Annotated in this window: 14 protein-coding genes (1 of these 14 cut by a window edge); 9 read left to right on the top strand and 5 right to left on the bottom strand. The window is 42.1% G+C overall.

The window, feature by feature from the left end:
- Window positions 1–63: 63 nt before the first annotated feature.
- Window positions 64–897: a hypothetical protein gene (locus CLI64_RS16125; protein ID WP_103138157.1), complete on the top strand. Its 834-nt coding sequence runs from the start codon at window positions 64–66 to the stop codon at window positions 895–897.
- A gap of 5 nt (window positions 898–902) precedes the next feature.
- Complete coding sequence (locus tag CLI64_RS16120; RefSeq protein WP_103138156.1) at window positions 903–1544, top strand: ThiF family adenylyltransferase; 642 nt, start codon at window positions 903–905, stop codon at window positions 1542–1544.
- Between the two features lie 25 nt (window positions 1545–1569).
- On the opposite strand, the gene aroF is transcribed toward CLI64_RS16120, so the two are convergent.
- Window positions 1570–2442, bottom strand: a complete 873-nt coding sequence (aroF, locus tag CLI64_RS16115) for a 3-deoxy-7-phosphoheptulonate synthase (protein ID WP_103138155.1) — start codon at window positions 2440–2442, stop codon at window positions 1570–1572.
- 706 nt (window positions 2443–3148) lie between these two features.
- Here aroF and CLI64_RS16110 point away from each other — a divergent pair.
- The 4 genes from CLI64_RS16110 to CLI64_RS16095 all read left to right on the top strand — a co-directional run bounded on the left by CLI64_RS16110 (window position 3149) and on the right by CLI64_RS16095 (window position 6419).
- On the top strand, window positions 3149–3643 hold the full coding sequence (locus CLI64_RS16110) for a hypothetical protein (RefSeq protein ID WP_103138154.1): 495 nt from the start codon (window positions 3149–3151) through the stop codon (window positions 3641–3643).
- Window positions 3644–3859: 216 nt separating this feature from the next.
- A complete protein-coding gene (locus CLI64_RS16105; RefSeq protein ID WP_192881548.1) occupies window positions 3860–4552 on the top strand; it encodes a pentapeptide repeat-containing protein in 693 nt (230 codons plus the stop codon).
- Window positions 4553–4666: 114 nt separating this feature from the next.
- Window positions 4667–5491, top strand: coding sequence for an SDR family oxidoreductase (locus CLI64_RS16100; protein WP_103138153.1), 825 nt, complete (start codon window positions 4667–4669; stop codon window positions 5489–5491).
- 22 nt (window positions 5492–5513) lie between these two features.
- On the top strand, window positions 5514–6419 hold the full coding sequence (locus CLI64_RS16095) for an alpha/beta fold hydrolase (RefSeq protein ID WP_103138152.1): 906 nt from the start codon (window positions 5514–5516) through the stop codon (window positions 6417–6419).
- On the opposite strand, the gene CLI64_RS16090 is transcribed toward CLI64_RS16095, so the two are convergent.
- On the bottom strand, window positions 6409–7278 hold the full coding sequence (locus CLI64_RS16090) for a TauD/TfdA family dioxygenase (protein ID WP_103138151.1): 870 nt from the start codon (window positions 7276–7278) through the stop codon (window positions 6409–6411). The genes CLI64_RS16095 and CLI64_RS16090 overlap by 11 nt on opposite strands.
- A 298-nt stretch (window positions 7279–7576) precedes the next feature.
- On the opposite strand from CLI64_RS16090, the gene CLI64_RS16085 reads away from it, so the two are divergent.
- Window positions 7577–8560 carry a methyltransferase domain-containing protein gene (locus tag CLI64_RS16085; RefSeq protein WP_103138150.1) on the top strand — a complete coding sequence of 328 codons (984 nt, stop codon included), beginning with the start codon at window positions 7577–7579 and terminating at the stop codon, window positions 8558–8560.
- A 76-nt stretch (window positions 8561–8636) separates the two neighbouring features.
- On the opposite strand, the gene CLI64_RS16080 is transcribed toward CLI64_RS16085, so the two are convergent.
- Complete coding sequence (locus CLI64_RS16080; protein WP_103138149.1) at window positions 8637–11237, bottom strand: U32 family peptidase; 2601 nt, start codon at window positions 11235–11237, stop codon at window positions 8637–8639.
- Window positions 11238–11531: 294 nt separating this feature from the next.
- Here CLI64_RS16080 and CLI64_RS16075 point away from each other — a divergent pair, with 294 nt between their 5' ends.
- Window positions 11532–13949, top strand: coding sequence for an ATP-dependent helicase (locus CLI64_RS16075; RefSeq protein ID WP_103138148.1), 2418 nt, complete (start codon window positions 11532–11534; stop codon window positions 13947–13949).
- On the opposite strand, the gene CLI64_RS16070 is transcribed toward CLI64_RS16075, so the two are convergent.
- Window positions 13936–14379, bottom strand: coding sequence for a type II toxin-antitoxin system VapC family toxin (locus CLI64_RS16070; protein ID WP_103138147.1), 444 nt, complete (start codon window positions 14377–14379; stop codon window positions 13936–13938). The genes CLI64_RS16075 and CLI64_RS16070 overlap by 14 nt on opposite strands.
- Complete coding sequence (locus CLI64_RS16065) at window positions 14376–14603, bottom strand: hypothetical protein (RefSeq protein ID WP_225977364.1); 228 nt, start codon at window positions 14601–14603, stop codon at window positions 14376–14378. The genes CLI64_RS16070 and CLI64_RS16065 overlap by 4 nt, the downstream gene beginning before the upstream one ends.
- Before the next feature lie 380 nt (window positions 14604–14983).
- Between CLI64_RS16065 and CLI64_RS16060 the strand changes: the two genes are divergently transcribed.
- Window positions 14984–15457, top strand: partial view of an NAD(P)H-quinone oxidoreductase subunit N gene (locus CLI64_RS16060; RefSeq protein ID WP_103138145.1) — the start only. It continues 1089 nt past the right edge of the window; the window shows 474 of its 1563 coding nt (coding positions 1–474); its start codon is at window positions 14984–14986; its stop codon lies off the right edge, out of view.

Below are 15457 nucleotides of genomic sequence, written 5' to 3'. Positions count from 1 at the left end.
TACACGCGACGCGGGATTTGTTAATTGTTGACTGTTAACTGTTGACTGTTAACTGTGAGTATTATGACTAATATTAATAAACTAATTAATCAAATTGCGATCGCCCAAAGCAATTTGCAAACTACCCAATTTCTCGCGCCTTGTGTCAAAGGTGGAAAAGTCCGCACACGGGTAGCTGGAATGATTTACACGTTTACACCAAAGCCTAGTAAATTTGAAGGCTGGGGTATTTTTCAAGCTGTTGATGAAAAAACAGCCAAGGTGATAGAATCCGCAGATTTACCCCAAATAGCAGAATATTTACAGTATTTTCCCCAAATCCGCTTGAGATTAGCACACCAAATACAAACACAAACTTGGTTAGCCTATCCCGTGAATGAAGCAGATATGCGTCAACGGTGGAAAATGGTGAAACCCATAGCAGTCCATTTAGTGACTGAGGGTAATATCTTTGAGCAAATTATAGCCCGTCGGCATGGTCAATCATGCTGGTTTGAAGATATTGATCGTCGTGCTGATCCGGTTGTTAGTGAAATTTTGCAATCTGCTATCAAGCAACTCATTCCTGTGGATGAATTGCAGTTTAAAGGGATGACACCAGAAATCCGCACTGTATATGAGTTAGCAACTCAACGTGTTGAAGGTTTTTATCAACCCCAACAGGATGAAAAGCGATTGCGAAAAGCATTACAGATGGGTGGTGGTGAATTACAACAATTTAACGATCGCGGTGATTATTGGACAGTTGATTGGACTACATCTGATGGTGTGCGTCACAGTAGCGCGATCGCCAAATCTGACTTAACTGTGATTAGTTCTGGGATTTGCTTGAGTGGACGCGATCGTAATTTTGATTTGCAGTCTTTAGTTGCTGTGATGGAAGAACGGGAGTATTAAGGACAATGAGCATATTTTTTCATGAACAGCTTTATCGCAGCAATGCTGTGATGGCAAAGTTGAAAAATTATCCTGTGACTATTTGTGGCGTAGGTGCATTAGGAGCTAATATTGCAGAAAATCTGGCTCGGTCTGGTTTTGATAACCTGACTGTGATAGATTGCGATCGCATTGAGGAACGTAATCTTTCTACTCAGCCTTACTACCGTGGTGATGTCGGTGCGTTCAAGGCAAAAATTTTGGCAAATAATTTATACCGCGCGATTGGTACTAAAATTGATGCCAAAACCAAGGAATTGACATCGGAAAATACGTCTCAATTACTTAAAGATAGCCAGTTAATCATTGATGTATTTGATAATAGCGTCGCGCGTCAAGCGGTGAAAGATTATGCTGATCAATTCCAGATTCCTTGTATTCATGCTGGGTTGTCAGCCGATTATGCGGAAGTAATTTGGAATGAGGTTTATCGTGTTCCTTCCGATGTTAATGATGATGTCTGTGATTATCCATTGGCGCGGAATTTAGTAATGTTAACTGTGGCTGTGACTTGTGAGGCGGTTATTTATTTTATCGCTACGAAAGAACAGCGTAGTTTTACTATTACTTTGAAGGATTTAGCAGTGCAATCTCTATGTGTTGTATGAGGGCTGAAGCCCTCACTACAAACCATTAAGCTGCACGACAAATAGGGGTAGGTTGTAAGCCTACCCCGTTTGTGTTTGATATTTTCCGTCCTACAGCTGTGGCTACTGGCTTTAAACTAGCAACTAGATTCACCATATCTTCCAAAGATAAAGCTTGACGCGCATCAGATACGGATTTTTCTGGTTCTGGATGACATTCAATAATTAAGCCATCTGCACCACAAGCGACAGCAGCTTTAGCCACAGGTGCGACTAATTCCCGTTTACCGACGGCATGGGAAGGATCTACAATCACGGGTAAGTGAGTAATTTGCTTGAGAGCAGCTACAGCAGCTAAATCTAAAACATTACGGGTGTAAGTATCGAAACTGCGGATACCACGTTCACACAAAACTACATCAGGATTTCCGTGGCTAACAATATATTCAGCCGCCATAACAAATTCTTCGATAGTGGCTGCTAAACCACGTTTGAGTAATATCGGTTTACCAGCTTGTCCTAAAGCTTTGAGCAAGTCGAAGTTTTGCATATTGCGGCTACCGACTTGTAGCATATCAGCATGGGCGGCGACGACTTCGATTTGAGAAATTGCCATGACTTCTGTAATGACTGGGATATTGTAGCGCGATCGCACTTCAGCTAAAACCGCTAATCCTTCCTCTCCCATTCCCTGGAAAGCGTAGGGTGAAGTACGGGGTTTGAAAACCCCACCACGCAAAGCTTGTACAGGTGCGTCCCCTATATTTTCGGCGACTGTCTCCATTTGTTCCAAGCTTTCCACCGTACAAGGGCCACCAATAATCACTAATTCGTCCCCACCGAAAGCAACAGTTTCGGAAAGTTGGATGACACTTTGGTGATTGGCGTGAGATTGTGCAACAAGTTTGGCGTTAATCATGATTTTACTCTCCTAATAAATTTGGGGTTTGGGGACTGGTGATTGGGAAAATACTACTTTGTCTACCTTGTCCCCCTTGTCTACTTTCAAAAAAAAAAGCCCAGAACCTTTAGAGTTCCGGGCGCGTATGATTTATCGACATGACGCTATTTACCCGGAACTTGGTCTAGGCCAGAAATAAAAGCTATAAAACCAGTTGCTGGAATAGGACATCATGACGAAATTTTCTCCTTAAAAAACAAAAACCGCAGAGTTCGCTCTGCGGTTCACCTGGCGGTTTCCATTAGGAAACTAATTCACCGCCGGTGAACCGCCTTGTACCAAAAATAAAAGTAACGATTGCTGCTGAACATTTTTGAGGTGGTAAGCTAAATAAATTAATGTAAGACTATATTAAAGATAAACATAACAGAAGGGTTTGGTAGCGTCAAGGCCAGTGAATCTCCCAAAACAAGTGATAAACTCATGAGCAAATGGGTCATAGGTAATTATCACCAGCCAATTACCAAATCCAAACACTACATTTTCTGTCATCTTTACAATTTAAGTTATTTATCTTTCGCTCCACAGTCAAATCATATAAATTTCACTTTTAGGATATTGCCTATGATTTTTATCGCCAAACTACACGAAAAAAGTTTTACACACCAGAATTGTGCATCTATCTAAATCAACTGTTAAGCACAAACTAGTTCAAATTTCAATTATGCCCAGGTCTAAAATCTTCACTACAAATTTTGATCCTCACGAGGTTTACCCCTGTCCAGTCTGTAGAGTAGGCAAGATTTCTCATATTCCATTGATGGAAGCAATGGGGTGTGACTTTTGCCACGAGATTTTTACTATCAATGCGGAACAACAGCAAATAAAAATGCCTTCTCGACAACCTCCTTTAATTTGGAGATGGAATGGTTTTAGTTGGTCAGAAGTCCAGTTAGAAGGCGTGGAATTAGGCTGGGGTTATGGTTTGGCTGCTATTAGTTTTGTAGTCTTGCCAACTTCCCTAATTGGTATGGTTGCTTATTATTTTCCTCCCCATCCTCATGACATCATTAGTTGGTTGCCATACACTTGGACAATATTAACTTTTTTGTTACATTTATCAATTATTATTTGGCTTTTTATAGAAATTTATCAAATACCAATATCTGCATATGTACAAGCCCTGAATAGATGGAGAAATAGACAAATGGAAAGATAATGACTCAAAATGACTAAGCTGATAGTCTGAAGTTTCGTATAAAAAGTTATTGATAGACTTAGCTAGCTGCGATAGGCTTATATAATGTCAGAATATTAACTGTTTACCGTAGAATCAAACTGTGTAAATAGTCACTCCGAAACAGCCCCATCCTATTTAAAAATATGGAGGGCTATATTTTTCTTACTTCAAGTTGATTCTCCATTAAAACATATTATGAACGAGTTGGAGCGGTACTATAGGGTATTAGAATTAGAGCCTGGGGCGACGATTGAGGAAGTTAACCAGGCTTATAAAGATTTGGTGTTTGTCTGGCATCCAGATCGATTACCTAAAGATAATCTCCGCTTACAACAAAAAGCCCAAGATAAACTCAAAGCTATTAATGAAGCGCGGGAAAGATTGCGCTCTTTAAACGGTAAGCATCAACATATTTATCATTCTCCTAGACCCCAACCTCAAAAAACATCCACAGATCACTATCAGCCACCCAGACCTCAACCTCAAAAAACATCCACAGATCACTATCAACCACCCAAACAAAATCCAGATTTAAGTGGTAAAGATTTCAGTCAAGCTAATTTAAGTAATAAAGATTTATCTGGTAGAAATCTTAGTTATGCTAACTTGAGTGGTGCAAATTTGAGTGATACTTTCATGCACAAAGTTATCTTGAGAGGTGCAAATTTATCAGAGGCAAATTTATTTCGAGCTAATTTGCTCTTAGCTGACTTAAGAGAAGCAAACTTACGTGCTGCTAACTTAATTGGCGCGGATTTAAGTGGTGCGGATTTGCGGGGTGCTGACTTAACCGGCGCAAGAATTCGCTCAGGCGATCGCCTGTTGGTAAAATTAATTGGTGCAAACTTAGCTGGTGCGATTATGCCTGATGGTGAGGTGCATAAGTAGTCATTAGTCATTAGTCATTAGTCATTAGTCATTAGTCAACAGTCAATACTCATTACTCATTACTTATTACTCATTACTCATTACTCATTTGTTTTTATCACTTGCTTGATGTCTATGAACATTGTAATTATCGGGTGCGGCTACGTTGGTTTGGCTGTCGCTAAATATTGGCGGCAAAATTCGTCTTTTAATATTACTGTCACCACAACTACACCTGAGCGTGTGTCATCATTAGAATCTATTGCTGACAAAGTGATTGTCACCACGGGTGATGATTTAGAGGGTTTAAAATCAGCTACAGAAAATCAAGATGTTGTGTTATTAACTGTTGCACCAAAAGGAGGAATTAGGTATCAAGAAACTTATTTAAATACTGCACAGAATTTAGTGACTGTTCTTCAACAAAATTCTACTGTTAAACAATTAATATATACAAGTACCTTCTCTATTTATGGCGATCGCAATGGTGAATGGGTAGATGAAGACACACCACTTCAACCTACCACCTCTAAGGGCGAAATTTTACAAGCGACGGAAGAAGCCTTACTGCAAGGTGCTAGTGACAAGTTGCGCGTTTGTATCTTGCGGCTAGCAGGGATTTATGGTGACGGTAGGGAATTGATTAAAATCTTTAGTCGCTTTGCTGGTAAAACTCGTGCTGGTAGTGGTGGTGAAATTGCTAACTGGATTCATTTAGATGATATTGTCTCAGCTATAGAATTTGTCAGAAATCAGCAATTACAAGGTGTTTTTAATTTGCTGAATGATGCCAATATCACTAATAAAGAGCTACTAGATACACTCTTATCAAAATATAATTTACCCTTAATCTCTTGGGATAGTTCAGTCAAGAGCGATCGCCTATATAATGCTAGAGTCTCTAACCAAAAAATCAAAGCCGCAGGCTATCAGTTAATTCATCCCCAAATCATTTTTTAGTAAATACAAAATTCTGGGAATTATGCAAGCATCTCCACCCACCCAGTTTTACAGTTGGCAAAATTATCAATGTGCATATACATTACACCAACCAGATAATTACCAAGCTGAAGGGACACCTTTATTATTAATTCATCCCATTGGTGTAGGTTTATCAGGGAAGTTTTGGCAACGCTTTATCAATGAATCTTTTAATCAAGGATATTCTAATATAATTTACAACCCCGATTTATTAGGCTGTGGCGGAGGTGATAAACCTCATGTGGCTTACACGCCTAAAGATTGGGCAGAACAGTTACAATATTTTTTACAAAATATCATTCAAAAACCTGTAATTGTCATAGTACAAGGTGCTTTACTCGCAGTAGCATTAGAACTAGTACAACTAGAATCAAATTTAATTGCTGGTTTAATATTTACCAGTCCCCCAACTTGGACTGTAATTACTAATCAATATTCAGCCTGGAGACAAAAGTTTTTTTGGAATTTATTTGATTCGCCTCTGGGAAATGCTTTTTATCGGTATGCACGTACTCCCAAATTTTTACAGTCTTTTTCTACCCGACGATTATTTGCCGTAGCTGATACAGTTGATGGGGAATGGTTAAATACTCTCACCGCAGACGCAGCCAATATGGCTACTCGCTGCGCTGTCTTTTCCTTTTTAGCTGGATTTTGGAAGCAGGATTATAGTAGCTTGATTGCTGCTATCCAAAAACCTACGCTAGTAGTTTTAGGAGAATCAGCTTCCAGTATGAGTCAGGAAGGAAAAGGCGAGACACCGGATATTACTCTAGCCAATTATCTTGCTTGTTTACAGCAAGGGACTGGGGTAAAAATACCAGGGAGAAACGTTTTACCCTACGAGTCTACTACCGAATTTGTGCGTGCGATCGCTCCATTTATAGGAGTACCAGTCAGGATGTAGGGGTATTATCTATCACTCCTATACGCAAAGCAATACGTTTATACTTACTAGCATCATAGGGAATACCTGCGTGCATCACTTGGGAGTTGTCCCAAAGCACAATATCCCCTGCTTGCCAAACATGAGCATAAACCGACGTGCGTTCCAGAACAGTCTGAAATAACTCTTGCCAAAACTGTTTTGCTAAATCTAATTGCTTCTCCATTCCCACAACAATTGATGTATCTGAGCCAAGATATAGCCCCTTTTTTCCTGTTACCTGATGAGTGGAAACAATGGGATGTATTTTCATTGGTACATCCTCGCCTGGCTGATAACTTCTAGGCGGCAAATGATACATAGACATTTGCTCTAACTGTTGCTGATGCTCAGAATCAAGATTATTGTAAGCTTCTATCATATTGATAAATTCCGTGGTGTGGGGCTGACCATCAACCCCAACTGGGGGTATTTGCACACCATAAAGCATCACCACATACAAAGCATTCATTGCTAAACCCTCTGTTGTGGGGAGTAAATCTTTGTCATGATGCCATTGCCAAGCAAACTTACCTCTAATTTCCTGATTATCCTCAACAGGATTTCCTAAAATAGCTACACCCGAACTTTGTAAATTTGCATCAATTTTTGGATCTAGAGATTTAGCTGGATAATTAAATCTAGACTCTCCGAAAGTTTGGTAAGCAAATTTCTTCAAATCTGATGCAGTTAGATGTTGATTTCTAATCACAATTACGCCATTTTCCCAAAGATAATTTTTCAATTCATCTACTTGTTTAGCGGTAACTTGTTTGATATCGCACCCCGGTAGCACTTCTTGACCAAGTAGAGGATGTTGCTTGACTGTGGTGTATTGCATTTTTTCAACCTTTTTATCTCAATATTTTTTGGTATGATTTTGCAGATCAAGTCATACCAATTCACAAGTTGAAATGTAGAATTCTTCTGCTTGTTCAAGAAGGCTAATTATGCTCTGAACCAAAATCTAGCCTCAAAAATTACATAGAATTTCTATTTTTATTTCTAAATAAGCTTGGTAAAAAAATCGTCAATCTGTAGAAGGATGTATCTTGAATACTCTACTTGGTAGCTTCCCTGCCTTTCCCCAGTGCAGATAATAAGATAAAATTGTAAAGAAATATTAAGAATATACGTGCATGAATTGGTTTATTCCTGGGATAGGACTGCTGTTAGGACTATTGGCGATCGCAATTTTATTGTACTTGGTGACTGCTCGCCGTTATGAATCATCCAACTCCGTAGCCAATTCCTATGACCAATGGACTGAAGACGGGATTTTAGAATTCTATTGGGGTGAACATATTCATTTAGGTCATTATGGTTTACCGCCACGACGCAAAGATTTCTTGACCGCTAAATCTGACTTCGTACATGAAATGGTGCGCTGGGGTGGATTAGATAAGTTACCACCTCAAACCACCGTTTTAGATGTAGGCTGTGGAATTGGCGGTAGTAGCCGAATTTTGGCACGAGATTACGGGTTTGCCGTCACAGGTATTACCATCAGTCCCCAACAAGTCGAACGCGCCCAACAATTAACTGCACCGGAACTTGACGCACAGTTTCTTGTAGACGATGCAATGGCACTCTCTTTTCCAGATGCTAGTTTTGACGTTGTATGGTCAATTGAAGCAGGCCCCCATATGCCTGATAAAGCAATATTCGCCAGGGAATTGATGCGGGTATTAAAGCCGGGTGGAATCATGGTATTAGCTGACTGGAATCAGCGAGACGACCGCCAAAAACCTCTGAATTTTTGGGAAAAACCAGTCATGCAACAACTATTAGACCAGTGGTCTCATCCAGCGTTTGCTAGTATTGAAGGCTTTGCAGAACAGTTGACAGCAACAGGACTAGTTTCTGGCGAAGTCATCACAGCCGACTGGACACCACAAACACTACCTTCTTGGCTAGATTCCATCTGGCAAGGCGTAATTCGTCCAGAAGGATTAGTGCGCTTTGGTTTCTCTGGTTTGATTAAATCCCTACGTGAAGTCCCCACTCTACTATTGATGCGGTTAGCCTTTGGTACAGGTTTGTGTCGGTTTGGGATGTTTCGCGCTGTCCGGGCTGAGAATGTGGTAAAAGAGAACACAGAGAAGTTAGAGACTTATGTGTAGTGTAGTTTGTAGTAAGCACTTTAGTGCTTAGATAATCAGGAAAGGACTAAAGTCCTTACTACGAACTTTGGCTGAATTATCTGAGTGGCCCGCGAGTCACGCCTAATTGACTCTGCAACTTCAACTCGCGCCAGAGTTGAGAACCTGTGATTTCACCCATCAGTAAATGACGGTATCGCTGTATAGTTTGAGTCACCTGTTCTGGTGTTTCATTCACGAACTCAATGCGGAAATGACGCAATCCTAACTCAATCAAACGTTGTACGTACTCTGCTCCGGTTTGGGCAGTACCATTAAATACAGTATTACGGCAACCAGCATCAGCTTGCAAAATATGTTCACTACCGACGCGATCGCGCAGTTTCACTTCATGCTTTTCGCAAGGTCTGCCACAATTAGTATAGTCCGTCCCTTCCGAAAGAAACGCACAAAACACACAGTGTTCCATATGGAACATCGGCATATGTTGATGAATAGTCACCTCAAACCATTCTGTAGGGGAAGTTGTGAGTAAGTCTTCCAGTTGAGTAACATTCAAATCATAAGATGCTGTTAGACGTTCTAAGCCATAACGCTGTTTAAAATAGTCTGCGGTCAAAGGATTCGCAACATTCAGAGAAAAATCTCCAATACAACGTTCCTCGGCGAAAAATTCCAGTTGGTCATAATTCCGCACCAAATAACCATCTGCCTCACAAGCCCGTACTTGTTGCAAAATCCAATTTTCCCCAGGCTTAGTAATACGGGGAGGCGCAACCCAAATACTGGGGACTGGGGACTGGGGATTGGGGACTGGGGCATTACTTCCTTGTCCCCCTTGTCCCCCTTGTCCCCCTTGTCTCCCTTGTCTGACTTCACGAACCAACCGCACTGCTTCCCGATAAACGCGGGGGTCTTCAAACTCACAGTAAAGTGTTTCTACGCCAGCATTAATTGCAGCTTGGAGTTGTTTGAGGTTGCGGACTAGAACTATAAGTGAAGGAGATACAGCAGATGGGGTAGATTTGGAGGGGAGTAGGTCTTTAACAGTGGCTTGGGGATTTAGTTCCCAGCGTTTGGGCTGAGAACGTAACTCCTCTAACTGGGTGACGATTTCCCGGCGTATCCGGTTTAATTCACTCACAGGTAACATCACCTGACCACTGAGATGATTGGTTAATGTTCCCAAACGGAAAGGAGTGTTACCTAGACGACCTAACTGTTCTTGGAGGCGTTTTGTATCTAATGGTTTGGTGTGGGCTGGTGTCAGTGTAATTTCTGATGCGACTTTCAAAATATTACCAACTGCATCACGAGCGATCGCAATTAATCCCTCACCCACTTCGCCATAAATTTCTACATCAATGGGACGCTGAAATTGTGGATTTTCCCCCGCATAACTCTGACGCAGTTGTTTATCTAATTCTGGGTCGCTAGTCTTCCACAACTTATCACCGACATGAACACGGCGAAAATTCACATTACCTCGTCCAAAGGTTAAGACAGCATCTTGACCTTTTTGGATAACCTCATAAACCCGACCCCCTTCTTCCTTCGCCTCTGGATGACCGCAATCAAACACCACACCATCCCCAGCTTTCAAGGGTGCGGCTAATTGCACCGTCACCTGTTCATTCCGAATGCGGGTAACTTCCCCTAAATAAACCCCCCGCTTCTTCCCAAACCGTGCATGAACCAACTCTTGATTATTAATCCCCGCAAACCAACCTGTGTAAAGTCCACGGGAAAACGCCATTTCCAAATCGTAGCGTTCTTTACTTCCCCCCTGCACCCCTGCACCCTCCGAAGTTCCGATCGGAGGAAGCCTCCGCTCGGACTTCTCTCTGCACCCCTGCTTGGCTATCACCCTATCTAATGCTTGACGATAAACACGAGTAACATTAGCCACATACTCCGGTGATTTGAGCCGACCTTCTATTTTCAGACTAGTTACCCCAGACTTCACTAAATCCGGTAAGACTTCCAACCCCGCTAAATCTTGGGGACTGAGTAAATATTTGCGTTCTTTTAAATCGATAATTTCCCCATCAGCAATTAAATCATAGGGCATTCGGCAAGCTTGCGCGCATTCTCCCCGATTCGCTGAACGTCCGCCTAAAGCTTCACTCGTTAAACATTGACCAGAATACGCCACACACAATGCACCATGCACAAAGACCTCAAGGGGTAGAGTCGTCTCGCGCTGGGTGATTTGCTGCTGAATTTTGTTAATCTCTTTGATGGAACATTCACGGGCTAACACTACTAACTGACAGCCCAAAGACTTGGCAAATTCTACCCCAGCCGCACTAGTAACGGTCATTTGAGTAGAGGCGTGAATGGGGAAATCTGGGGAAAGGTGACGAATTAACCGACAAATACCCACATCTTGAACAATCACCGCATCTACACCAGCCGCGATAATTGTACGGAGATATTGTTGGGCTTGTGTTAGTTCTTTGGGGAAAATCAAAGTATTGACGGTGACATAACCTTTAACACCGCGACGGTGTAGAAAGGTCATTAGTTCTGGTAAGTCTGCTTCAGTGAAATTTTCCGCCCGCATTCTGGCGTTAAATCTATCTAAACCAAAATAAATTGCATCTGCACCATTTTCTACAGCCGCTTTCGCACATTCCCAGTTACCAGCAGGTGCGAGAATTTCAGGAATTAATTGGTGAGAATTAGCAATTTCCATTAGATTTAATTTAGGTTTATATAGCTAGTCGCAGGTTTATAATTTTAACTCAATATATCAAGTGGCGTTGCATATTTGTGGGGTGGGCTGTCTCACGCATTCGCCGCCAGGCGTTCCGCTTGCGGTAGGCGCAAAGGCACAAAGAGGATAAGGAGTTTAAGACTTTAAAATATTGAGTAGTGTCTATCCAGTGTCGATATGTTTAAAGATTTAGATGAATTAGTTTAGTGATATTTATTTAAACTTCTCTCACTCTCTGCGTGCAATAAAATCATTTCCTTCTCCTCCACACCCATGCCCGATACTAATTTTACTACTACTGCTCCACTGACATCTGAAGTTTCATCTGTTGCAGTTTTACAAGAGAAGATTTTAGCTATCCGCCAGACTTTGCGCCCTGGACAGCAACAAATGGCTGATTGGCAATCTGGTCCACTGGCTGTTTCTGCTGTTCCTGGTGCTGGTAAATCTACGGGGATGGCGGCGGCGGCTGCGATCGCAATTGCTCGTCAATATCAAAATGCTCTGCAATCACGCCCTTTGGCTCGTCGTCAGTTGGTGGTAGTAACTTTTACACGTTCTGCGGCTGCTAATATTAAGTTAAAAATTCGCGACTATCTCAAGCAGTTATCTCTACCCCAAACTGGTTTTGCTGTTTATACTCTGCATGGTTTGGCTCTCAATATCGCTAGTCGTCACCCTGATTTATCGGGTTTAGATTTAGAAAACGTCACCCTCATTACCCCCAACCAAAGCCACCGCTTTATTCGCACCGCCGTAGAACAATGGATTGTCAATCATCCCCGTCTATATTTGCAGTTATTGGAAGGACAGCAATTTGATGGTGAGGAGACAGAAAGGTTACGTCGTCAGTCGGTGCTGAGAACTGAAGTTTTACCAGACTTAGCAACTACTGTGATTCATGAAGCCAAAAGTTCTGGGATTTCTCCTGCTAAATTACGACAATGGAGCGAACAAACCACAGATGCGTATGAGATTTTAACTATTGCCGCCGGATTGTATGAAGAATATCAAAATCTCATGCGATCGCGTGATTTTATCGACTACGACGACATGATTTTGGCTGCTCTCCGCGTCCTAGAAAACGACAGCGCACGCCGCATTGAACAAAACCAAGTTTTCGCCGTCTTTGAAGACGAAGCCCAAGACTCTAGCCCATTACAGACGCAGTTATTAGAGATTTTGGCGAGTGAAGGGAACTGGGAAGCAGGGGGAGCAGGGGGAGCAGGGGAAGCAGGGGAGGAAATTCAATACTCAATGCCCCATGCCCCATGCCCTATGCCCCATGCCCAATTCCCGATAAATTTAATCCGAGTCGGTGATCCTAACCAAGCGATTAACTCGACCTTTACACCGGCTGACCCGATTTATTTTCGGGAGTTTTGCCAAGGGTGCGATCGCTCTGGTAGATTGGCAACAATGGATCAAGCCGGTCGCAGTACGCAGATCATTATTGAAGCGGCTAATTTTGCTCTGCAATGGGTGAATAGTTCCTATGGAGCGAAAAGTCAAAAGTCTCCCCAACTTCCTACCCCCTTTAGTCTGCAAATGATTCGTCCTGTTCACCCCACGGATGTCAACCCTATAGCCGTCGGTCAAGGTTTGGAAATTCATATACCCCGTGATATTCATCACACGGTCGAATTACTGGGTAATAGGGTAATTGAGCTATTAACCCAAGATATGACTAAAAGTGCGGCGGTGTTAGTGCGTGAAAATCGCCAAGGTCGTTGGTTATCTCAAGCACTAGAACCACTGTGTAAGGAAAATAATATTAATATATTTGATGTGGGAGAGAGCGATCGCCGTTCCCATGTTCCCCAGGAAATATTAGCACTACTACAATTTTGCGATCGTCCCCATTCTCCCGACTACCTCAAAACCGCCCTAGAAGTATTGGTACAGCGTCAACTCATCCCCACCCAAGACCTCAACGCCCTAGCCAGTCTCCCTGAAGAATTTCTCTATCCCAGTCCCTTAGCCGCACCCCAACCAGAACCAGTCCAAAAAGCTGCCCACCTGTGTCGTAGTTTACTGCGCGCCCGTTTGGAATTACCTTTGTATCAGCTAATTTCCTTCTTAGCTTTAACCTTAAATTACGACCAAGCCGAATTAGCCACAGCCGACAAACTCTCAGAACGAATCAACAAACAAATCGCTGTGAATAACTCAATGGGTTCGATGCTTTCGGTGCTAAGTGAAATTGTCAGTTCCGAACGCTTTGAACCAGTTGAAACAGAGGATGTAGAAGCCCGTTACACTCGCCCTGGTCAAATTACTATTATCACCATGCACAAAGCTAAAGGGTTAGATTGGAACTATGTATTTTTACCCTTCCTCCATGAAAACCTGATTCCTGGTAGGTTCTGGGTTCCACCCCAAAGCCAATTTTTAGGCGACTTCACCCTATCAGAAGTAGCCCGCGCCCAAATTCGCGCCGCCCTCCACGGTGAAACAAGCATCCCCGAAGTCACCCCAGCCTGGGAACAAGCCAAACACCTCAAAACAGCCGAAGAGTATCGTTTACTTTATGTAGCGATGACTAGAGCCAAACAACTATTATGGATGTCTGCGGCACAAAAAGCCCCCTTCACCTGGAGTAAACCAGAAAACCTCCAAGAACAAGCCCCCTGTCCAGTGTTCTCAGCCTTGAAGCGTCAGTTTCCTGAATGTGTCGTTAGGGGTTTATAGGTTTCGGGGTATCAGGAAGTAACCAATTTTCAACCGTTAAATTCTGAAAAAACTCAAAATCAGTAACATTGTTAGTTACTAAAATTAAATTATGACAGTAAGCAATACTCGCAATTTGACCATCTACAAAAGCGGGGGTTTTGCCAATCTTGGATAATCTAGCCCTTTCTTGGGCGTGCCATTGTGCTGCATTTAAATCGTAGCCAATGACTGGTAAATTTAATACCGATTCCTGAATATAATTCCAAAGAGTCTCTCGCCGTTTAGATTCGGGTAATCGCAAACATCCATGTAAAAGTTCATGAACAACAACACTAGCAACGGCAACTTCTGATTTATGAGTATCTAGTTTATACAAAACATGAGCATTGGGAATAGGGCGTGCTGGCTCTGACAGAATATTGGTATCAAGTAAGTATTTCAGACTCATAGATTAATTTCTCTGCCCACACTCCGATCTCGTAGGTCAGCGAAATCATCATCAGTGAAAATAATACCCTCATTTTCGATAACACTTCTAAATTTTTGTAATCCCTGCCAAAAATTATCACCTCTAGATTCCTCCTTCTTTTTACTGAGGTAATCAAGCAAATAGTCCTGTTCAGCTTGCGGTAAACTTTCAATAGAACTAATAATCTCTTGTAAAGTCATCATAGAACCTCACTAATCAATTAAATCCTACATTTTACTGAGGAACTACCAAAAATTAAGGGACTCCCAACTTAAAAGATATCCTAATCACTGCGTATGCAAGGGGGTAGGGGAGGCAGGATAGACAAGGTAGAATTTCTTACCCCATTCCCAATGCCCAATGCCCAATGCCCCATTCCCAATTCCTAATTACCATAAATTAATCGAATGGTAAGGATAGCAACCTTGCGTCATTAAAAGCTACTACTCTCACAGTAACTAGTTTTCAGTTAAAATCAACCCTGAGTAAAAAGACAGTAAGTTAAATGCAACTTTGGTGAAGAAAAATTGCTAGAGTGAACACAGTGAGCCTTAATGTCTAATCGCCAAAACCTATATATCTCATGGATTTTGCTAATCTTGCATCCCAATTAAATGCGGGAACGATTTTACCAGAGGGAATTGTCATTGTTACCCTCATGGGGGTTTTGCTCGTTGATTTGATTTTAGGGCGGACATCTTCACGCTGGATTGGATATCTAGCGATCGCAGGTTTACTAGCTGCGACTGTCGCCCTAGTATTTCAATGGGATGCTACTAATCCCATCTCTTTTAGCGGTGGTTTTAATAGTGACGACCTCAGTATCGTTTTTCGCGGTATCGTTGCTTTATCTGCCGCAGTTACTATATTGATGTCAATTCGCTACGTTGAGCAGAGTGGCACTGCTTTAGCAGAATTCATCGCTATTTTATTGACAGCAACCCTCGGTGGGATGTTTGTCTCTGGGGCTAGTGAGTTGGTGATGATTTTCATCTCCCTAGAAACCCTGAGTATTTCCTCTTACCTACTGACAGGTTATACCAAACGCGACCCCCGT

The organism is Nostoc sp. CENA543 (assembly GCF_002896875.1).
Lineage (GTDB): Bacteria > Cyanobacteriota > Cyanobacteriia > Cyanobacteriales > Nostocaceae > Trichormus.
Note: the sequence above shows the minus strand (reverse complement) of the source record. Positions and strands in the feature narration are given on the sequence as shown.